General features: G+C 49.2%; 18 protein-coding genes. 7 read left to right on the top strand and 11 right to left on the bottom strand.

The features are described 5' to 3' along the window. Window positions 1-8: 8 nt before the first annotated feature. Window positions 9-1,592, top strand: a complete 1,584-nt coding sequence (locus LMG33818_RS07080) for an ABC transporter ATP-binding protein (protein ID WP_442322667.1) — start codon at window positions 9-11, stop codon at window positions 1,590-1,592. 217 nt (window positions 1,593-1,809) lie between these two features. Here the strand turns inward: LMG33818_RS07080 and LMG33818_RS07075 are convergent, their stop codons facing one another. The 8 genes from LMG33818_RS07075 to LMG33818_RS07040 all read right to left on the bottom strand — a co-directional run bounded on the left by LMG33818_RS07075 (window position 1,810) and on the right by LMG33818_RS07040 (window position 9,878). Continuing rightward, the gene (locus LMG33818_RS07075; RefSeq protein ID WP_442322666.1) at window positions 1,810-3,174 is read right to left on the bottom strand and encodes an FAD-binding oxidoreductase; all 1,365 of its coding nucleotides are present in this window, start codon (window positions 3,172-3,174) and stop codon (window positions 1,810-1,812) included. A gap of 159 nt (window positions 3,175-3,333) precedes the next feature. Beyond that, entirely contained in the window at window positions 3,334-4,131 is a 798-nt protein-coding gene (locus LMG33818_RS07070; protein ID WP_442322665.1) for an ABC transporter permease, read from the bottom strand. Between the two features lie 2 nt (window positions 4,132-4,133). Further along, on the bottom strand, window positions 4,134-4,943 hold the full coding sequence (locus LMG33818_RS07065; protein ID WP_442322664.1) for an ABC transporter ATP-binding protein: 810 nt from the start codon (window positions 4,941-4,943) through the stop codon (window positions 4,134-4,136). After that, entirely contained in the window at window positions 4,940-5,968 is a 1,029-nt protein-coding gene (locus tag LMG33818_RS07060; RefSeq protein ID WP_442322663.1) for an ABC transporter substrate-binding protein, read from the bottom strand. Before LMG33818_RS07060 ends, LMG33818_RS07065 begins: the two co-directional genes overlap by 4 nt. A gap of 190 nt (window positions 5,969-6,158) precedes the next feature. Further along, window positions 6,159-7,016 carry a creatininase family protein gene (locus LMG33818_RS07055; RefSeq protein ID WP_442322662.1) on the bottom strand — a complete coding sequence of 286 codons (858 nt, stop codon included), beginning with the start codon at window positions 7,014-7,016 and terminating at the stop codon, window positions 6,159-6,161. Window positions 7,017-7,037: 21 nt separating this feature from the next. Next, a complete protein-coding gene (locus LMG33818_RS07050) occupies window positions 7,038-7,493 on the bottom strand; it encodes a RidA family protein (RefSeq protein ID WP_442322661.1) in 456 nt (151 codons plus the stop codon). 202 nt (window positions 7,494-7,695) lie between these two features. After that, window positions 7,696-8,907 carry an amidohydrolase family protein gene (locus LMG33818_RS07045; RefSeq protein ID WP_442322660.1) on the bottom strand — a complete coding sequence of 404 codons (1,212 nt, stop codon included), beginning with the start codon at window positions 8,905-8,907 and terminating at the stop codon, window positions 7,696-7,698. Continuing rightward, window positions 8,904-9,878, bottom strand: a complete 975-nt coding sequence (locus LMG33818_RS07040; RefSeq protein ID WP_442322659.1) for a PDR/VanB family oxidoreductase — start codon at window positions 9,876-9,878, stop codon at window positions 8,904-8,906. Before LMG33818_RS07040 ends, LMG33818_RS07045 begins: the two co-directional genes overlap by 4 nt. Window positions 9,879-10,003: 125 nt before the next feature. Here LMG33818_RS07040 and LMG33818_RS07035 point away from each other — a divergent pair, with 125 nt between their 5' ends. Continuing rightward, window positions 10,004-10,933: a LysR family transcriptional regulator gene (locus LMG33818_RS07035; protein WP_442322658.1), complete on the top strand. Its 930-nt coding sequence runs from the start codon at window positions 10,004-10,006 to the stop codon at window positions 10,931-10,933. Window positions 10,934-11,207: 274 nt separating this feature from the next. Further along, window positions 11,208-13,952 carry a TonB-dependent receptor gene (locus tag LMG33818_RS07030; protein ID WP_442322657.1) on the top strand — a complete coding sequence of 915 codons (2,745 nt, stop codon included), beginning with the start codon at window positions 11,208-11,210 and terminating at the stop codon, window positions 13,950-13,952. Window positions 13,953-14,152: 200 nt separating this feature from the next. Here LMG33818_RS07030 and LMG33818_RS07025 read toward each other — a convergent pair whose 3' ends face one another. The 3 genes from LMG33818_RS07025 to LMG33818_RS07015 are packed head-to-tail and all read right to left on the bottom strand — an operon-like array spanning window position 14,153 to window position 17,251. Next, window positions 14,153-14,503, bottom strand: a complete 351-nt coding sequence (locus LMG33818_RS07025) for an AzlD domain-containing protein (protein WP_442322656.1) — start codon at window positions 14,501-14,503, stop codon at window positions 14,153-14,155. A gap of 4 nt (window positions 14,504-14,507) precedes the next feature. Further along, a complete protein-coding gene (locus tag LMG33818_RS07020; RefSeq protein WP_442322655.1) occupies window positions 14,508-15,269 on the bottom strand; it encodes an AzlC family ABC transporter permease in 762 nt (253 codons plus the stop codon). Further along, window positions 15,266-17,251 carry a helix-turn-helix domain-containing protein gene (locus LMG33818_RS07015; RefSeq protein ID WP_442322654.1) on the bottom strand — a complete coding sequence of 662 codons (1,986 nt, stop codon included), beginning with the start codon at window positions 17,249-17,251 and terminating at the stop codon, window positions 15,266-15,268. The genes LMG33818_RS07020 and LMG33818_RS07015 overlap by 4 nt, the downstream gene beginning before the upstream one ends. 147 nt (window positions 17,252-17,398) lie before the next feature. On the opposite strand from LMG33818_RS07015, the gene LMG33818_RS07010 reads away from it, so the two are divergent. The 4 genes from LMG33818_RS07010 (at window position 17,399) to LMG33818_RS06995 (ending at window position 21,829) form a co-directional block, all read left to right on the top strand. Then, on the top strand, window positions 17,399-18,346 hold the full coding sequence (locus LMG33818_RS07010; RefSeq protein ID WP_442322653.1) for a homocysteine S-methyltransferase family protein: 948 nt from the start codon (window positions 17,399-17,401) through the stop codon (window positions 18,344-18,346). A gap of 448 nt (window positions 18,347-18,794) precedes the next feature. Beyond that, entirely contained in the window at window positions 18,795-19,937 is a 1,143-nt protein-coding gene (locus LMG33818_RS07005; protein ID WP_442322652.1) for an extracellular solute-binding protein, read from the top strand. Between the two features lie 147 nt (window positions 19,938-20,084). Beyond that, on the top strand, window positions 20,085-20,999 hold the full coding sequence (locus LMG33818_RS07000; protein WP_442322651.1) for an ABC transporter permease: 915 nt from the start codon (window positions 20,085-20,087) through the stop codon (window positions 20,997-20,999). After that, window positions 20,987-21,829 (top strand): ABC transporter permease, encoded by an 843-nt coding sequence (locus LMG33818_RS06995; RefSeq protein WP_442322650.1) that lies wholly within the window; start codon window positions 20,987-20,989, stop codon window positions 21,827-21,829. Before LMG33818_RS07000 ends, LMG33818_RS06995 begins: the two co-directional genes overlap by 13 nt. The last annotated feature ends 3 nt before the right edge of the window (window positions 21,830-21,832 follow it).

Below are 21,832 nucleotides of genomic sequence, written 5' to 3'. Positions count from 1 at the left end.
AGAAAACAATGAGTCAACATCTGCTCTCGGTAGAAAATCTGGTTGTTCGTTTAGGCGATCGTACGTTGGTGGATAACGTTAATTTCACCATTGATCCCCGCGAAACGCACGCTTTGGTAGGCGAGTCTGGTTCTGGCAAGTCGTTGAGTGCCTTGTCGATCATGGGGCTTCTCGGGCCGGGGCTGACCTCCGATGGAGTGAAGTCCCTTAACGGCATTAATTTGTCGCTGCTAACCAATGACATGTTACGTCAGCACCGTGGTAATGATGTCGGATTTGTTTTTCAGGAACCGATGACATCCCTGAATCCGGTACATACAGTCGGCCAACAGGTGAGTGAAGCCATTTACCTGCATAACCGGAAAATGCCACGGTCCCAACGCTATGCCCGGGTACTGAAACTCTTGAAGCTGGTGAATTTGCCTGAGCCTGAACAGATGATGGATGCATATCCACACTCCCTGTCGGGTGGGCAACGGCAGCGTGTCATGATCGCCATGGCTATCGCGAATAAGCCGAAACTGTTGATTGCAGATGAGCCTACTACCGCTTTGGACGTGACAGTTGCACGTGAAATTCTTGATCTGTTGAATCGACTCAAGGAAGAGATGGGAATGGGGTTATTGCTCATAACCCATGATCTCAATCTGGTCAGGCGTTATGCCAACAGCGTAAGTGTCATGCGTCATGGACATCTGGTTGAGCAAGGTGCCGTTGAACAGGTCATGCAGTCACCGAGACATGAATATACGAAGATGCTGCTGGATGCTGAGCCGGTGGGTTCACCGGTTCCAGTCATGCCGAATGCCCCTCGCGTATTGGGTGTCGATGACCTCAGTGTACGTTATGGCGGGCAGAAGCGGTTGTTGGGGCGTTCCAAGCGCAGTGTGCAGGCCCTTTCTCATATCAATATCAAATTGCAGGAGGGGGAAACTCTCGGTATTGTCGGTGAGTCAGGGTCGGGAAAATCCACACTGGCTAAGACCATTCTTGGTCTGCAGAAAGGTGACGGCGTGATCAGTTTCATGGGGACGCGTGTGGATCAGTTTACCCTCCGTCAGTGGCGCCCCTATCGTAGTCAAATTCAGTTTGTGTTCCAGGATCCCTATGGATCCCTTTCACCTCGCATGAGTGTGTTTGATATTGTGGCTGAAGGGTTACGTTTTCATGATAGAAGTTTGAACAAGCGGCAGGTCGAAGAGAGAGTCAACAAAGCGTTACAGGATGTCGAGCTTCCAGGGGACATGACCAATCGTTATGCCCACGAATTCTCGGGTGGTCAACGGGCGCGTATTGCACTGGCGCGTACGTTGATACTGGAGCCCAGGCTACTGATTCTGGATGAGCCAACAGCGGCATTGGATCGTCAGGTACAAAAGCAGTTGATAGATCTTTTACGCGAGATTCAAAAGGAACGCCGGTTGAGCTATCTCTTCATTAGCCACGATTTGGCGGTTGTTAAGGCATTATCTCACCGTGTGATCGTATTGAAGAACGGACATATTGTCGAGACAGGTACAGCTGATGAGGTATTCATGCATCCCAAAGAGCCCTATACCCAGAAGCTCGTTACCGCAGCGAAGATGGTGTAGGGCATTTGAAGCCAGTCTGTTGTAGTCAGGCCAATAGTGCTCGTATCCATTACAATTGGCTTTGAACAGATCTCATTCCGAAAAAACAAGCCCTGCGCCAGTGCCGACTGATGCGGGGCTTGTTTTTTTCATTCTGTTCAGTACGCCCTGATGGTTTTCAGTTAAAGCCAAGGCAAAAGGAAAAATGAGGGGCTAAAAAGCGTTAGTACTAGTTTGGCTAGGCTTCTATTACCTCGAAACTCTTCATTTTGCCGGGGTTCAATAATCCGTTCGGGTCGTTTGTACGCTTTATTTTTAGCATGTCAGCATCGAAATTACCGGCGTGTTTCCCCATTTCGAGTTCGTAGGTATGTGGATCATTAACCTGTATGCCTAACTCACGATGGCGAGCAATGATGTCTACCAGTCGCTCTTTAGTCGTGAATTTGACGATGGGCAGGCCTGCAAGAAATATATTCCCATCATCCCCTCTTAAAAACTCGATATGCTGCATGACCTCGGTACCGAATTCTTTTGTCATGAGGTCAATGGACTGCCGCTCTTTGCCGACCGGGAACATCAGCTGTAGGTAAGTTTGAGCACTGTCGTATGAAAGAGCATGTAGGGTAGTGTGATTCCAGCAATATTCGATGAGGCTATTTGCATAATGCGTTGAAATATCTGCACTCTGTTGAATGCGTAGTGTCCCGCCATGTGTCTCCCTCAACGCACCGACAGTAGGCAATGATTGAAGGTCGGCAGACAGTATAACCGCATGGTCAGTCTCACTGGTCTCTCCGTTAATGGCTGTGAAGCAGCGCAGAACGCCAGGTTCGAAATAAGCCAGTTCCCGTTTGTTGATACCCGGCGAACGGGCTATCTCGAAAGCAAAATCTAACGCCTGTTGTTGGTCAGGGAAGGTCACTAGTTGCTCTGTCCATGATTGAGCGGGTGCCAATGCCAGTCTGATGTCCAGTACGATGCCATTGGTGCCGTAAGCATGGGCAATGTGCCGTGCCTGTTCTGCATCCAGTTCGAGTATTTGAGGCTCTTCTTCAATGGTCATGATTCGAACGCCAAGGACAGTACCATTAGCGCCCAGAGGACCATAGTTGATTGAGCCGACCCCTCCGAAGCCTCCACACAGGAATCCACCCAGCGTCGCCATGCGGAATGTCGAAGGCATGCAGCGAAGCTCATAGCCCATTGGATGTGTGGCCTTCTCCAGCTCCATCAAGCGAATGCCTGCCTGTGCCTGTGCAATACCATTTCGTAAATGGAGGAGGGCATTCAACCGACTCATGTCGATAATGACTCCACCTTTCAGAGGAACGGCCTGCCCATAATTACCACTTCCTCCACCACGAATGGTTACGGCAATCTGTTCTTTTACACAATGGGATATAACAGTACTGAGCTCTTCGACGGAACGTGGACGAACGGCAGCCTCGGCCTGGCATGCTTCCAGCTCATCCTTGAGAACAGGACTGAACCAGCTGAAGTCCTTGGAAAGGCGACGCAGTTGTACATTGTTGGTCACCCAATCGAGCATTGAAGTCTGCTCGATGACTTTCTCCAGTGCTGTATGTGTGGATGTAGTCATGACAAATTTATTCCGAATAAAGATCATTGCGTGGTTCAGATATGAAAGAAATCATCGGGTGAGCTTTGGTTGGAGATTTCTTTCCGGTATGAGGGCGAAGCAGGTATTGGCATAGAACAATTCCCATCTTCTTTAGCCAGCGGCAGTGATATGATCCGGTTAGCTTTGGTCTATTTCGTGCCAGCGGCCAATGGCGATATGTGAAAATGCAGAGGTCACCAGGAAAAGGCCGATCCCGATAGCTGAAATCAACACTAACGCGGCAAACATCCTGGGAATATCAAGCTGATAGCTGGCTTCAAGTATCTGAAAGGCAAGACCTGAATTTGTTCCGCCTGTACCTGCGACGAACTCGGCCACCACCGCACCAATCAGGGACAAACCGGAGGCAATACGCAGGGCTGCAAAGAAATGAGGAAGCGCTGCTGGAACACGCAGGCGAAGCAATATTTGCAGGCGTGATGCGCCTTGCAGGCGAAAGTAAGCCATTAGCCCCGGGTTGACACTCCGTAACCCAAGCGTGGTATTCGAGATAACCGGAAATATAGCCACCAGCGTTGCACAGACGACAAGGGCTGCCAATGTGTTGTTCACCCAGATGATAATCAAGGGGGCGATGGCGACTATCGGCGTTACCTGAAGAAGTACTATGTAAGGGAACAGGGCGGTTTCGATCAGGCGGTTTTGCACGAACACAAAGGAGATTAGTACCCCAAGGATGACGGAGCTACAGAGCGCCATCAGGGTAACCTTAAGTGTGTACCATGCAGACCAACCCAGTAGATGCCAATCATTGAACAGGCTGCTCACCGTTCGCCCGGGACTTGGTACAATATAGGTAGGTACCTTGAAAATATCGATCAATGCCTGCCATAACACAATCAGGACACAGGCAATGACGATAGGGAGCGCAATCTTCTGGAGATGTCGCTGAATACGCGGATTGGATGTGCTCATGATTATGCTCCTGCCTGACTTGCCGATAGTAGAGACTGCTGCACACGCATGGAAAGCTCTGCAAAACGTGATGAAAGACGAAATTTATCGGTGCGTGGATAAGGTTCATCTATCCGGATCTCTTCCACCACACGACCGGGACGCGCAGCCATCACAATAATACGTTGGGAAAGAAACACTGCCTCGGCAATGGAGTGTGTTACGAATGAGACCGTAAGTCCTTTTTCACGCCAGAGCGACAAGAGATCATCATCCAATTTGTTACGTGTTATTTCATCCAACGCACCGAAAGGTTCATCCATCAACAATAACTTGGGATCTACCACTAGCCCGCGTGCAATCGAGACACGCATCTGCATCCCACCGGAAAGTTCACGGGGCAACGCGTGGGCAAATTTGTCAAGGCCCACGAGTTTGAGGACTTGTGCGACTCGTTCATCCGCTTCGCTCTTCTTTACACCAGCCAACTCCAGCGGTAACCGCACATTACGGTGTACATTGTGCCAGGGCATAAGGGTGGCTTCCTGAAAAACAAAGGCCAGATTTTTGCCATGCTGGTTTTTCCGGGAGATAGGCTCGCGCCATCGTAGCAAGCGGCCATCGGAAGGCTCCAAAAGCCCTGCCATCATCTTCAGCAGGGTACTTTTTCCACAACCGGATGGCCCTAACAGGCTGACAAACTCTCCCTGCTCAATCGTCAGATTGACAGGACGCAATGCCTGAGTGCCATTAGGGTATATTTTCTCTGCCGAGAGTACCTCTATGGCAGGTGGTGCAACCTGCTGCGTGGTATGATTGACAACATTACTCATGGCAGTACCGGGTGTTGATCGATGAATTTGGTAGTGTAAACCTGGTTAAGCGAGACATCTGTGTTTGCTTTCACCAGTCCAACCTCTTTGGCCAGATTCCAGGATGCCTGTAGGCGCTGAGGCGTAATCACACCAATACCCTGGGTGGCTGCATCCCCTCCTTCCACCAGTCCTGTTTTCTTGAGCTGGCTGATCCCGTATGCCAACTGACCGGATGACATGTTGGGGTTGGCTTTCTGGATAAGCGCATTGCCCTGTGCAGGATTGGCCAAATAATCCTTCATCCCCTGCATTGAGGCGTGAATGAAGGCTTCTACCTGCTGAGGGTGCTGTTTGATTACCTCATTGCGGCAGGAGATGACGTTGCCGTAAGAGGGATAGCCCTCCTGTCCCAGTGGGAAGACCTTGAATTTACCGCCTGCCTGTTGGATGGCGTAAGGCTCCGAGGTGACGTACCCTTGCTGAGCGACCTGATCACTGGCCATGAAGGGCTGCACGTTAAAGGTATAGGGGCGTGTTTGGGTTTTATTAAACCCTTTATCCTTCTGCAACCAGGGCCAGATGGCTTGCCGAGCATCTTCCGCCAGAAGGATCGTACGTGTTTTCAATTGATTGAAATCGGTTACATCGCTATGAGCAATCAGCGCTAACGGTACACGCTGGAATGATGTAGCAACGATGGTAATAGGGACACCTTGCTGAATAGCCGACATGGTCGAAATATCGTCATTCGTGATGGCGCATTGCGCTTTACCCGCAGCCAGCAGCTGTGAGGGGTTAATCTGAGGTCCCCCCATGCGGATATTGACATTAAGGCCTGCTTTTTTATAAAGCCCTTCCGCCTGAGCTTGATAAAAACCGCCATGCTCTGCCTGTGCATACCAGTTGGTCAGTAGTGTGAACTTGTCAGCCTGTGTATCTGATTGCGCGCCGTCGTGTCCGCTACAACCTGCTACACCGATAATCATAGAGCCTGCAGCCAGTGCTTTGATGATAATCCGAGCAGTGTTCAGTGTCTTATTCATGGTGGAAACCCTTTATTTGCGCTGATTTATTGTTCAAGTGATGTAGTGTTCACTACCCTTGGCTCCTGGCCATTATTTTCAGCAAGCGCTTTTCAAGAAGCATGTTCTGTGCGAAGCGGCAACCTGTGCTTTACAGGATGGCAGTTTGAGAACCCCTTCAAAAAACATGCAAATTATAGTCCAGCCCACGCTAGCCAAGGCTATCATGTGTCATGATGTCACCTTCAAAATGTCCTTTGCCCCACGTATTTTCTGTCCGCTCGGGCCATTGCAGATGATGCATTTCTGCAATGGCTTTCGCCCAGGAGGAGGCCAGATCATCTACCAACTGTTTACCTTCCTCGGCCGTTGCCACTGTGGCGTTGCCAATCACACCGGTAGGGCCATAATCACGGGAGCACCAGGCCATGGGAGGCTTGTCGCTACTTAATGTCGGTATATCAAGACGTGGTACGGTATTGTTAACGGCTTTCGACATATCAACATGTTGCGGTATCAGCGCTTGCATCAGCGCAGTTTCCTTGTGCCCTGCATGCATGCCTGTTGTGTTTTCCCACTCATCCACAAATTCAGTATTGTGAGGAACGTTAAATGTGCCTTTGTGAATGAAGATAAAGTCACCATGCCGCAGGCGCAGTTCCCGGCCGGCCATATCCAGCGGTGCAACCTGCCCCCCATGCCCATTGATGACCAGCAATTTTCGGAATCCACTCCGGTAAAGTGATTCACCGATTTCAATAATGGTCTCCATGAAAAGTGGCCCCGTCAGCGTGATGGTGCCGGGGAAGTGCAAGTGTTCATCCGACTTTCCATAACTCAATGGCGGAATGCCATACGCGGGAATGCTTGCATCAAGCCGCTCTAGTGCCTTGCCCGCCATGGCAAAAGCCGTTTCACTATCCACTGCTACAGGCAAATGCGGACCATGTTGTTCGATGGCACCGACAGGTAGAACGATCACCGTATTCTTTTTGTCAGGGAGGTTGGCGATCTGAGTCCAGCTCAGATAGGGCAGGAAACGATTTTCCGGGATGTATCCATTCAACATGAAGGTATCTCCTGTCGTAGGCTATGAACGGTTTTCAGGCAACCAGGCGGTGGCTTCCACTTCAATAACGATATCCGGGCTGGGTAACATACCACTCACCTCTACCACCGTTGAAACGGGCGGCTGATCCGGAAAAAACATTTTGCGCACATGGCTGAACTGTGGGAAATGATCCAGATTCTTGAAGTACTGAACCAGCTTGAAAACGTCGCTCATGCTACCGCCCGCCGATTCGATGGTTTTGCGTATTGATTCGAGGACGTACCAGCTTTGTGCCAATATGGCTTCCTGACGATAATCACTGGAAAATTCACCTGTACGGCCTATAGCATTCGCCACCTCGTCAGGGATGTCATCAAATCCGCGGACGATCTTTTTCTGCACAGGGTCTACAGCAATAATGCCGGAAAGAAAGATAAAATCTCCTGCTCGACGATAGGACGCATATTTGGCCAGGGGTGCTGCCATGTTGCTCATCCCATTACTCCTTGGATGTTGTAAAAAAGACGTGTATTCGAGACGTAGAGTCTAAAATCACACGTCGAAATCGTGTTGCCCATATTCGCTATAACATTGTTGTGAATGCGGTAGTGATAAAGATTCCTTCACCGATGCATGTGCCACGTTGGTTCAGGCCGATAAACGAATGAAACAACGTGGTGAAGAAAATGGGGTTTCCTTAACCGGAAAAATCCATGACGCTCCGCTTTGGTGCGGCGGGCCAGGTAGTTGCCTCTGTTGTTTCAAACACTAGCAAACGAGCTTCAGACCCGATTAATGTGAATGTATTATCCTTGGCATTTTTCAACCAGGGCGTATGGCAGAGGGATTTCGAGTCTTCATCGAACGGATTTTCCAGCTGGAGAGTAGGTACTGCCAGTTGGAAAGCCTCTAATGGGTCCTGTTGACCATACGGATAAAAAGCATCCTGAACATTGTCACTGGCGATCATGACGGGGATATCTCGTGCCCGTGCTTCCTTGTAGAGAGTTAACCCACGTTGGAGGGGCGTTTTGCCTGTTTCTGCATCCTGTAACAGAAGGTTGGAAGTGGGTAATGTGACAAGGCTGATATTGCTTTTCGCCAGCGAGTCCAGAATATTCAATGCTTTACTTCGGGGCATGGCTGCCAAAGCACACGCGTGCCCTATACAAAGAGGTGGCGCATCTGAGTGCTGCTGCATGAGCTCTGCCAGTAATGCCACACCCTGTGCATCAGGATTCAGTTCTTCATCAACATGCAGATCCAGAGGTATGCCCTGTTCACACGCACTGCCCACCAAGTGTTTAAGGGTTGATGCTTCAATATTGGAGCTATGTACAAAACCACCCAATAGCGCATTTTGACTTTGCGCAATTTGCTGAACTATACGCTGTGTTGCCGTTTTGTCTGCATATAATGGCAGTGGTACCAACGCGACTCTTTCAATATGCATGCGTGATTGCCATGCCTGTGCCAGCTCGGCGATCACATTCCATGCGACTGGTGCAGTGTCTTCCCACCAGTCGATATGGGTACGTAAATGCCTGACACCGGAATGCCATGCATGCTCCAGTGCTCTTTCTGCACGTTGATGCAAATCTTCGGCCGTCCAGTTTTGTCTATCCCTCGTCGTAGCATCAATGGCACTTAGCAGCCCGGGGGAAAGTTGACCCAGCCTTGGCCGGGAAAAAGCCTTATCAAGATGGCAATGAGCTTCTACTGTCGGGGGTAACGCCAATGCTCCACCAAAGTGGTGATCTCCGATGACATCCCCCGTATCTGGTACCAGGGACGTGAAGCGGCCCTCCCTTGTTTCAAGGCGGGCAAGCAGGGGCTCCCCTGCCCGGGTGGGCCATGTGTTTCCCAATAACCAGCGGGGGAGCCTGAGGCCTGTCAGCGTGGTATTCATAGATCCAGTACCAAAAGAGGGGTTTTAGCGCGTGAACAGCAGAGGGTCATGACATCGTTGGCTTCACGTTCCATAGGACTCAGAATAATATCCCGATGATCTGGTTGGCCCTTTAATACGCCGCATACGCAGGTACCACACATTCCCTGACCACAGGAAATCTCGACATTCACCCCATTGTCGTTGAGGACTTCGGCAATGGTCTGATTGGCCTCGATGGTGAACGTTTGCCCAGAGGAGGCTATTTCTACCTCGAAAGGGGTATTGTTCTCATCGGCTGTACTGGGTGTGTAAGCCGCCTGAAAATGTTCTACATGAAGCTGCTCCGCTGTCCAGCCCGAGCTTTCGATACGTGATGCCAGATGAGTGAGGAAACCGCTGGGGCCACAGGCCATAATGGTCGTGTCAGGATTAGGGGTGTCCAGCTCATCAATATGCAGGGTGCGGAAGCTTTCACCTTCACTGCTCAAGTGTAGGTGTACGATATTGTTCAGAGGTGCACGAGTGAGCTCTTGAAGAAAAGCCACCCGCCCTGCGTTTTGTTCGAAATGATGCCAGACCACGCTGGCCCCGCGATTGACCAGTTCAAGTGCCATACCAATGATGGGGGTAATCCCGATACCTGCCGAAAACAATAGGTATTTTTCTGCGTTGTCGGGGAGTGGAAACAGGTTCCGTGGCTCGGAAGCTTCGACAATATCCCGTACACGTAGCTCACTATGAAGTGACCTTGAGCCGCCCCGACCGGTGACTTGCTGACGAATGCAGATTAGATATCGATCCGCGCCTTGCCGCTGATTGACTGACTGTGGGAAGCAAATGGAGTACTGGCGCAACATGCCCGATGGTGTGCGTATATCGATATGAGCCCCCGGGCTACATGCGGGGAGTGGCTCACCCGTAGGGGATACCAGCTCTATGTTCAGGTTGTCATCACCGTTGATATAAATACCGGATACGAGAAGTTGCATGATTTGCCTCTGTCAGGGCTGGCACAGGTTATAACATTATTTTTATTTCATAGATCATCGTAGTGTATGGTGTAAACTTCAAACGCATTATTTATAACGAACCGTTGCAAAAAAGAGAACGCCCTATGACTCCCTTCTCCAAGATGTTGATCTACTTTGTAGAAGTGGCGAAGCACGGCTCTATACGTAAGGCCTCTGAATATTTGAATGTATCGGCATCAGCAATCGATCGGCAGATTCTTAATGCTGAAGAACAGTTGGGTGTGACGCTCTTTAGCCGATCTTCGCAGGGCATGCAGCTTAGTCCTGCGGGTGAGGCTTTGATGAAAGGCGCTCAGGATTGGCAGCGCCAATACAGCTCTATCTGCCGACACATTGATGATTTGAGCGGATATCGTCGAGGCAAGATTAACATCGGGGTCATCGGAGCTACATCACGGCAAATACTGCCGGATGTACTTGAAGAGATGAGAAAACGTTTTCCCGGTATTTTTACGGAGGTCAGTGTTCTATCGAATGAAGAGGTTGGGCGCGGCCTGGTCGAAGGACGATTGGACCTTGGCCTTATGCTGAATCCTTCTCCCCTCAGTGATATCGCTGTTATACTTCAGCGGGAAGTGCGGCTGGGGGTTTGTGTACCCGCGGGTCATGAGCTTTCACACCGAGAAAGCATACGGTTCGCAGATTTAGTGCAATATCATCACGATGTCATTTTACCGGGCGCGCCATTACAGCTTCATTATCAGTTCAAAATGTTGGAGGAAGCTGCTGGAGTGACCATCAAGGGCATGGGGACGTCCAATACGATTGAATTGACCCGTGAGATGATTTTACGCGGTATTGGTATTTCGATATTGGGAGAGCTGGATGTCGAGTCTCCCCAGGACGCTGGTCGCATTCATTTTATACCGCTGAAGGATAAAATATTACAGCCCGGTGTATTAGGGCTGTGTTATCCGCGTAAATGCTCCCTTACACATGCCATGTCAATGTTTATCGATATATTCCATCAACAAATAAAGTGGTTACGTACCGATATTAATGGGGAGAAATAATTCTCATAATACTGACTTGTCAAAGTCCCTCTTTTTTTATGCCTGCCGGTGAAAACAGGCAAATAAAAGGCAGCCTTTTATTTTTATTTGGATTACGATGACTTTAGTCTTGCCTAGACTGTTTACACTACTGTGATGAGCGAATAAAAACCTGTCGTCTCAAATACCTTTTTTAAAATAAAAAAGTAGCAGTAATGTTTAAAGCGAAGCCGCTATAGCGCTTCGGTGGTTGCATAAAAACGAAAAAACATGACCATCAAGGGAATAGTCCATAATGAAAAAATCGCATAAAAAAGAGCCTTCGAGTCTTTTGAAGGTACAGGGTAGTGGTATCCGTATTACCGGTATCCATCATCGTTTAATGCTGACGTCCTCTGTTTCTGCGCTATTGCTGGGCGTGATTTTCCCTGTTTCACAGGCCAGTGCACAAAGCACCGATTCCACTTCCACTCCCACGGCTGCTGGCGCCACAATAGCAGCACCCGCAGCACCCGCAGCACCCGCAGCACCCGCAGCACCCGCAGCACCCGCAGCACCCGCTTCTGCGGCCTCCGTTTCATCAGCGGCATCCTCATCGCAACGTTTGCAGAATGTAACGGTCACAGGCAGTGCTATAGCAACCCCTGATGCCGAAACCGCGGTTCCCGTTACCGTTATTCAGATGAGTGACATGCGCAAGCAGGGGGTTACCAACGTAGACCAATTGATGGATCGAATCACGGCCAATAACGGTGCAGGGGGTACTTCTGCAGGCACCACTGGGCAAAATACCAATGGCGTATCCTCGGCTAATATGCGTGGTTTGGGTTCTCAATATACGCTTGTTCTACTGAATGGCCGCCGTTTGCCGCCGGATGCTGCAACAGGGAATGCCCCGGACCTGAATACCATCCCATTCGCTGCTATCCAGCGCGTGGAGATACTTCGCGATGGTGCTTCTGCGCTCTATGGCTCCGATGCTATCGGCGGTGTCATCAACTTTATTACGAAGCAGAATTATCAGGGATTGACGGTAGATTCAAACCTCTCTACGCCTACCCACAGTGGTGGCGGTCAGAGCCGTGATTATGGCTTTACCTGGGGTACAGGGGATATCAACCGCGATGGTTACAATGTGTTGGGTACGCTAACTTATCAAAAGACCAACAGCATCAATAGCAATAACCGCGGTTATTTTCGGCAGGACGATATTGGGCAGGGTGTGTCTGGAGAGAGCCTTTATAACCTTCCAGCCAGTATCAATGCTGTTGCCGCGAGCAATGCATGTAGTGATGGTCATCATCAGATCGAAGATAGTGGTAGCTGTTATTTTAATGCATCCAATAATGTCTGGATTATTGCTCCAACAGAGAAAACCTCCCTCTATACTGCCGGTACTTTCAAGTTAAGTGAGCATAATACCGGTATTTTGTCGGCATACTGGGGGCGTAGTCGCAATAACGTAAAATCTGCACCTTCCGATGTAATGCCTAATAATGCGGCGCCCACGTATCAGGGAAATACCCTGTATTTGCGCTCCGTGCCTTTGGGTGATCGTTTGCAGAGCAATACCAATGATGCCAAGCGGGTGATGTTCGAGTTGAAAGGGGATCATCTTGCAGGGTGGAATTATGATACTGCTGCTTACTACAACGTGAGTAGCCTCCACCAGAGCCTTGATCATGGATATGCAAATGCCTTCCAAATCATGCAAGGCATTGAAAATGGGCTTATCAATCCGTACGCCTACCCTTCGACTCCCGAGGAGTATCAGGCATGGAAAAATACGGAAATTCACGGGCGCGTCTGGACTGCCAAATACCAAAGCTACAATTGGGATGGACACGTTGGTCATTCCCTTGGTGACTGGTTTGGTGCCGGGCCTGTCGATGTAGCACTGGGAGCGGATGCCGCCCACGAAAAGATCAATAGTCTGGTGAGCCATTTGGCCGACGAGGATTTCTCTACCGGCATCTCTGCAGGGCAAGGGGTACACGCATCACGTAATCATGGCAGCGTGTGGGCTGAGTTAAATGTGCCTGTGACGGATGCCTTGTCGCTGACCTTATCTGACCGGTTCAACAAGTATGAAGGATTTGCGAGTAAAACCACGCCCAAGGTGTCTTTCCGTTATCAACCTATCGATCAGGTTGTCTTTAGAGGATCATATGGTAAGGGATTCCGTGTGCCTTCTCTAACGCAATCAGATGGTTCAGAGCTGATTACCGAAACCGGGACAGGCTATTATGATCCCCAGTTTTGTCCCAATGGTCCGGATCAATCGGATCGCGCCAATTGTTATACCCAATTCAATCTGAAACAGGGTGGGAACAAGAATCTTCAGCCCGAAAGTGCCAAAAACTGGACGCTAGGCATGGTTGTGCAGCCGATTCACAATCTGACAACCAGTGTGGATCTATGGTGGGTACGTATTGATAAAGAGATTGTACAACCGGATGCACAATATGTTCTGGATAATGAGCCAGGCATGATCAACCGTGATGCATCCGGTCATATCACCAGCATCGACAACTTTTATCAGAACGTGGGCAATTTGCAGGAAAACGGGGTTGATGTCGCGGGTAGCTACTTCCTTCCTACTGACTGGGGCACCTGGGGGATCAGTTTGAATGGTACCTATGTCAATAAATATAGCCAAAGCCAGAATGGTAAAACCATCAATGAGATGGGCTATGACTCCAACGGTGAACAGGTTAACTATCGTTGGCAACATGTTGTAACGTTGAGTTGGAGTAAAGGGGGCTGGCAGGCCGGTATCGTTAATCATTACCGTACCGGTTTCCGTGACATGAGCAACGGGGTGGGACACCATAACCGGGTGGCCTCATACACTACGTGGGACGGCAACCTTGCCTATCAATTCAGGCATGGACCCCAAATTACGGTAGGAATGACCAATATTTTCAATCGTAAACCACCCTTTACGACACAATATAGTATGTTTTCAGAAGGGTATGTACCCATGTATTACGACCTGATGGGACGCTCTGTTTACACGAGTCTGCATTGGGCTTTCTGATCGCGTTGGCTTATATCCAAGGGAAAGAGTAATGCTTTGATGACGTGTAAATACAATTAAAACAATCGGATGTTGATTGCCCCCAGGTAAAAGTGTCATGTCACAGCAAATGTGATGATGACTGTTGTTTACTCTGGGGGTAATTTTCAGTAGGGCTAAATTGTCGTTCAATGCTCACACGTACTGCACTATCGCATCGGCTAGAAATCAAACCATCCCGAGTAGAGAAATATTCCGTATATCACCATGGCGGCAATAATGGAAAGCCCTACGCTTTTGACGATGCGATGGACGACTATGACCAGCACCAATGCGATACAAAGGAGTACGAGCGCACCTATGGAAGCATGATATTTATCGGTGATGTCCGGGATAATCACCATCATGGCTATTGAAACAAGCAGTGAGGGCCCTAGTGCATTCAAGGCACGATTAATGCGTGGTCCAAAAAGCTCGTTGGTTGGACGCCTCATCAAAAAAGGCAATAGTCGGAAAGAGTAGGTTATTAACCCCATCAGGATGATGGCAGGCAGGGCAGAGTGAGTAAACATGGGACTAAAAGCTCATATTATCTGGACTAGTATCGGTTGGCTTGAGTGTTTGCCCGTTATCATCACCATTACCATTGTGGAAAAGCCCCACTAGTGCACCGCTAAGGCCACCCAGTACCAGTGTCAGGTTATGCCAATGTAATAACAGACACGTTGCCGAGACGACCGCTGCTACAAGAAGCGACAAGACGTTATCCTTGCTAAGGCATTCATAGGAAAGCAATAGAAAAAGTGCCGGTAGGGAGAAAAGCATCACTTGCATGGTCAGTGGAAAAGCCGAACTGATCTCGTTTCCCAAATAAATACCAAAGCAAGTCGCTATCACCCACGACAGATAAGCGACTAATCCCACCACTAAAACCCATTTCTCACGCTGTGTTTCTTTGATAGACGCGGATTTGACCAAGGCAGTAGCGAAGACTTCATCCGTCATGAAAAAAGCGGCGATAAAGCGTTTACCAGTGCTGAAGGGGATCTTGTCTTTCAAAATGGTGCCGTAGAAGATATGGCGGAAGTCCATCAGCGTACAGAGCCCAATGACCAGCAGCCACGAACCACCACTGGCCAATGTCGTCAACAGTACAAACTGACTTGCACCGGCAAATACCAGTGCCGACATGGCTATGACACTGGAATAGCTCATGTCATGCGCTGCCCCTGCGACGCCAAAGGCAAATGAAATGGGCAAGTAACCGAGTACAATAGGAAGAGCGGCCAGAAAACCAGATCGTAATATTCCCTCGGAAGATGGATTCATTGTACTCATAGTGTTTTCAATACGAACAAATGCGTTCCTGCATCCCAGTGATCATCGCCATGTGTGGCATACAGCCGTTGGTGTTTGATCATCTCAAAGCCAGCGCGACGTGCGAGTTCATGAAAACGCTGAGGATAGGTTTTCTGTTCAACCTCATAATCCATACCCGCCACCAGCGCCTCCAACTCCAGCACATGCAGCCTATAGAAAGAAATTGAGGGATGTGAAACCGGGTTGGGCAGCTCTAGTGCTTTGATGCTTTGATAAAGTTCACGTACACGCCTTTCTGCCGCCACCTGATTACCTGAGTGGGCTTCATGCAGGGCGAGGGGAACCTGCTGCTGAATAAGGGTGACCAGTGTCGCTTCTGCAGCCGTCAGCCCTTCAAGAGAAACATCAATCATGATATCTGCGATATAACGCAAGTGGTGACAAATCAGATTGAGCGTTCGTTGTTTGATGGATTTGAATGGCTTGATCATTTCATCTGAAACGAAGAAATGGGCCCCGGTTTCGAGTTGATCACGCGTAGAGACCAGAAAATCCAATGTATTCAGATGATGTGAGGCACCTATGGAGGTTGCTCCCTGAAAGTGATGGGTGGGGTTCATGGCCGTGATGCTTTCGCATAAAGGTGTGACGTTGGCGTAATCCTTGAACAGAACCTGAAGGTGAGCGAAGGCCACACGGCTTGGATCTACCGCGGTTACCTGCAAGGAAGGCAGCATCTCTAGAATCATTTTGAGTGGTAACCCGGGACCTGTCCCCACATCAATGATATTGGCGACAGGTGTGCTTAGATGAGACCGTAGTTCAGCGGCTACAGCTACGGCTTGTTTGGCATACGCCGGGTGTACCAATTCGTAGGCAGCGTAATCATCAACACTGATACGGTCCTCGAACATATGCTCATCACTGTGCTGCGCATTGACGTTACTTTTCACGAAAGAGGGGGCCGCCTGCTTGGGTACTGTAGGCTGGTTATGGCGAGTCAACACTTCCGCTGCCAGCGTGGCTTCACTGACGATAGCGCTTCCTGCACTCTGGTGAAGTTTATCTGCCTCACTGGGCGTAAGGGGGCGATAGGTTTCCAACCCTCGATTCGCCAAGCGGATATTTCCATCAATGAACGCGTCATGTGTGAGTTGTTGCAGTGGTTCGTGGTAGCCTTCATGACGTAGGAAAACCATCATCGGATACTTATCGAATACCAGACGCAGAGGGAGGTAATCGGTAGGCACACGATTTTTCTGCAACCTCTCTTCAAGTGCTTTCAGGGCAAGTTCAGGTTCCAGTTCACAGTCAGCGAAGTGGACACAGGCTGTCGTAATACCATGGGTAATTTCGAGGCTGATACGTTCTATTCTGCGAATCAGGCCATCCCAGTCATCGTCGGTATGAGGCCACGGGCTATAATACTCTTCCGAGATATGGGGAGACTGCTTGTCGTGCGAAGGATATACCACTGACACTAACGCTCGACATTGATCACTGACCCCTTGATAAATATGGGGCGTGTCCGACTTGAAGGTATAGTGTTGCCCCGTGTTTACCAGAGCGGGGGCATCTACTGGCCCTGTCAGTAATTGCCCTTTGAGCACCAGTATGTTTTCACTGACACCCTCCATGTGAGGATCTGCCAGGCGGCGTTGATGATTGGTGATATCCAGCAGATAGGTCTCGATGCGTTGTTTGCCGGCCTGCTTATCAACCAGCTCCACTTTGATTCCCTTCTGAAGTGAGGTGACCGTGCTTTCTGAGTCTTTGCCCAACAGTTCACCGAAAGGAACATCGAGAGCCTTGGCTAAATTCCACAGCGTTTCAATGGTAGGATTACCCTCGCCACGTTCGATACCTGAAAGAGTCGCCTTGCCTATACCGCTCTTCTCTGCTAATCCATTAAGAGAGAGACCTTTGGAAACACGGGTTTGGCGCAGTGTATATGATACTTTTTCGCGAAGGTCATCGGTGGTGGCAAGAGGGTAATCCATGGACATTGTTCCTTAAGATGAATATATCTGTACGGTAAATAGAACAAGACCTGTCGTCAACTATTCTGCTGCCCCCTCTTGCTTATATTTTTGTTGTTCATTTTGGCGATACATGTACGTTAGCCACAAGCCCTAAAGAGAGTATCCATGCCCAAACCAGCTGATCAAAATGACTTGTCCACCTCTACGATAGTGCTTGATGGCGGCATGGGCCGTGAACTGGAACGAATGGGAGCACCTTTTCGTCAACCTGAGTGGTCAGCGCTAGCGTTATATGAGTCACCGGAATCTGTCGCCCATGCGCACCGCAATTTTATTCAGGCAGGTGCTCAAGTCATTACGGCCAATAATTATGCAGTAGTTCCCTTCCATTTGGGCGAGGAACGTTTTCGACAAGATGGAGCACGCTTGGCACAGTTGGCGGCCAAGATAGCTCGTAAGGAAGCTGACAGTGCGCCCCATTGGGTAAAAGTGGCTGGCTCGCTACCGCCTGCAATGGGCTCCTATCGTCCCGACTTGTTCGATGAAGAGGCTGCCCGTGATATTCATCAAGTGCTTGTGGATGTCATGGCGCCTTACGTGGATATCTGGCTGGCTGAAACAACGAGCTCATTGTCTGAAGCCAGGGAAGTCACCCGCTTGCTTCAGACAAGCGAAATACCGGTGTGGCTCTCCTTTACGTTGGAGGATTCTCCTCTCGGCCAACAACCAATACCCGAGCATCCTGTACCCGTGCTTCGTTCGGGAGAATCTCTGGAAGACGCCATTCGATTGGCCGATGCAGCTGGGGTTGAAAGGCTCTTGTTCAACTGCAGCCAGCCTGAAGTTATCTCCCGTGCGCTGATCTTTGCAAAGGATTTTCTCGAAGAACAGGGCATGACATTAGCGTTGGGTGCCTATGCGAATGCCTTCGTGGATGAGCATGATGAGGAAGGGGCAAATGAGGAAATAACCGCTCTTCGAAAAGATCTTGTACCAGAACGCTATGCCATACTTGCAGAAGCGTGGATAAAGTCTGGAGCAACCGCTATTGGAGGTTGTTGTGGGATAGGGCCTGAATATATTAAATGTATTGCCGAAAAGGTGAAGTACTGATATTTGAAAAGTGAATTATAGTTCCGGAGCAGGCAATCAAGGTATGAGAGAAAGATTTCACAATATTCGTGCATATCACTCTTGTTTTTAGATATTCCTATAATAACGTGCTATTACTTAATAGGCTTAATCATACAAGACGTTATGGGTTGACAGTATTTGGCCTGGACCGAGAGTTATTTTCTTCATTCTCTTGAATATGCCCGACAAGAATGATGGGTGTCATGGAAATGTCACGTGGCTGTCACGAAATCGACGTTTTGTCATTACAAGATATGCCTTTTGGGATAGAGCATGTTATCTACGAATAGACCAGATGATCACAGCCCTGTTGATAATATCACCTTGCAGAAATGCCTGATAAAAGAGGAGATGTCTGTAAGAGATACTCGGTACATCAAGGCTTTGGTGATTTGATATTTCCTTTATATCTCATGAGTTGAAGGTCATGATAAAGCATAAAACAACGACTATTGCAGCGATTGGATTAATCACACTCTCCAGTATGTTAACTGCCTGTAGTGGAGGCGCCGGTTCGCAGACCGACAAACGTTGGCAGAATGCAACTTCGGCTGAGGCTGGAGGTGGGATGCAGCAACTCGTCAAGGATGCTCAGGCAGAGGGGACGTTCAATGCCATGGGATTATTTGATAACTGGGCCAATTACGGCGGCCTGCTTCATGCTTTCTCGGAAAAATATCACATCAAAATCAATAACGATCAGTCCACCGGTGCCAGTCAGGATTTGATCAATGCCATTGTTAACCGTAAAGGGCAGCCCAACTCGCTGGATTATCTGGATACCGGTGTTAGTTTTGCCATTGCGGCTGATAAACAGGGGCTTTTGGCAAAATATACCCCACAAACGATAAATGACATTCCGCAACAGAATCATGCCCAGGATAATAGCTGGATCAATCAGTACGGTGGAACCATGGCGATTGGTTGCGATACGTCTCAGGTTGCTCAATGTCCTACCACTTTGAAGGATCTGTTGAAACCTGAATACAAGGGCAAGGTTGCTCTCACAGGTAACCCCAGCACGGCCGAAACAGCATTGATGGCTGTTTTTGCAGCTGCCAAAGCCAATGGGGGTAGTCTTGATAATATCCAACCGGGTATTGATTTCTTCCATCAATTAAGTGAAGAAGGCAATTTTGTTCCTGTGCAAGCGAATCAGGGAACGGTGGAAACAGGTGCTACGCCTATCATCATTGATTGGGACTACCTGCTTAAGCCCATTCAGCAAGATGTTGAAAAAACCGAGCATCACCGTTTCGACATCATCATCCCGTCTGATGGTAAGGTTTCCTCTTTCTATGCTGCTTCAATAAATGCAGATGCACCTCACCCGGCCGTTGCACGCTTGTTCTATGAATTCCTGTTTTCCAACGAAGGGCAAAATCTTCTGCTCAAGGGATATGTGACGCCGGTGCGCCTGCAAGCGATGATAAAAAGCGGCACCATTGATCAGCAAGCACTTGCCAGGTTGCCAGGCAACGGGGAAATTTCTGCAGCACAGCCTACTGTACAGCAAAGCAATGAAGCGGCTTCTGTGATCAATCAACAGTGGGCCAAGGCGGTTCAATAAATTTGTAACCATTGATTGTTGCACCTTTTCAAACAAGTGATAACCGCTGGAAACGCTTGGAAAGGTGCGACAAAAATCACTTGCTGATCTTCTAATATCTCGGTAATTCAGCGTTAAACGGGCTCCGAAATAATAAGGGAGTAACTGTTGTCTGATATTCGCACTTCTAAAAGCAAAAGTAGCACTGGTATGACTGCTCATCGGCGCAGGATATCGATACTGGCCTTGTTCCGCTCTCCCGCCTGGTTGGGTATGACCCCCTTGTGCCTGATTTTGGCCGTCTTTTTGTTGTTACCGATCTTTGGCATGGCCATGGTGGCCTTTTCGGTAACGGGAAGTGATGGCTCTACTCATTTGGGTTTACAGAATTTTTCCAGTCTGAAGGCTGAAGTTCCGGCGGTATATAATTCGTTGCTGGTCTCGTTCATTGGTTCATTCATTGCTGCCGTAGTGGGCACGCTGTGTTCTTTTTGTATTGCACGGATTAATAATCGGATACTGGATGCCGTTGTAGCGGTATTTTCGTCTGTTCTTGCCAACGATGGAGGTGCGCCATTAGCCTTTTCGTTCATTGTCACGTTGGGGAGCACCGGCGTTATTTATGGAACGCTTGGGCTTGGTCATTTGGGATTTTCACTTTATTCATGGCAAGGGCTGATCGTGATGTACCAGTATTTTTTGATTCCCACGATGATAATGGTGACCTTACCGACCTTTGCAGGCTTGCGAAAAGAGTGGCGCGAAGCCAATACGGCATTGGGTGGAAGCACATTCAATTTCTGGCGCCGTGTGGGTATCCCCATCGCCTTCCCAGCGTTATTGGGAGGGTGGGTTCTTCTTTTTGGGGCGGCATTTGCAACGTATGCTTCTTCAGCTGTTCTGATTGGTGCCGGTGGCTATCCCCTGGTGCCGCTTTCGATTGCCTCCTTGCTTAGTTCCGGGATCGGTCCCGGTGGGCAGTCAACGGCCATGGCACTAGGGCTTGCCATGGTGCTGGTAGCTGTCATTGTGCTTTTCCTCTTCAATCGATTGCAGAAAAGGAGTGCCCAATGGCTTCAGTAAGGCGCTCACAAAAGTCGGCTGTCTATCGTTTGAGTGTTCAGGTGTTTCCATGGATTCCCCTTGCGGTTGTGGCATTGTTTATCGTGATCCCGGTGGTATGTAGTATTGATTATGCGATTCTACCGGGCGGCCATTTTTCGTTAGGCGCCTATAATGTACTTTTCACAAACGACAGCCTGGCTGCTGCGCTGGTACGGACATCACTTGTGGTACTCCTGACCATTGTAGTGCTGATTGGGACGCTGGTACCGGCTGTTGTTGCCGTTCACCTCTGGGCACCTAAACTGCGCCCTTTTCTTGAAATCATGTGTACATTACCCTTGGTGGTTCCCCCGATTGCCCTGGCAGCAGGTATTGTGGCTTTATTAAGGTGGGCGGGAAACCAAGGGCGTTTTTCGGTTGCAGATCAAATCAGCCAGGTATTTCAGAACCCCAATATCCCATTGATACTGGTGGGGAGCTACGTGGTGCTGTGCCTACCTTTTACTTTTCGGTCCATCGATTCTGGGCTACGGACTATTTCACTGAAAGCCATGGTAGAAGGTTCCGCTTCTTTGGGATCAAGCACATGGGGTACGGTCTGGCGTGTCGTTATTCCCAATATTCGCGGCCCGGTGTTGTTCTCAATATTCTTCACCATCGCAGTGAGCCTGAGTGAATTTGCCATTGCTGCGACGCTGAGCTATCAAACGGTTTCTGTTTGGCTTTATACCGTTTCGGCGACGGACTTCCGCTCCTCTATAGCTGTTTCAGTCCTGTTGAACATTGTAACGTGGCTTATGTTGCTGGTGGCCACCCTATGTGCTGGGCGTTTTTCAAAATCACAGTAGATT

The organism is Cernens ardua, from assembly GCF_051251085.1.
Taxonomy (GTDB): Bacteria; Pseudomonadota; Gammaproteobacteria; order Pseudomonadales; family Halomonadaceae; genus Cernens; species Cernens ardua.
The sequence above is the reverse complement of the archived record's forward strand: the minus strand, read 5'-3'. Positions and strand labels throughout refer to the sequence as shown.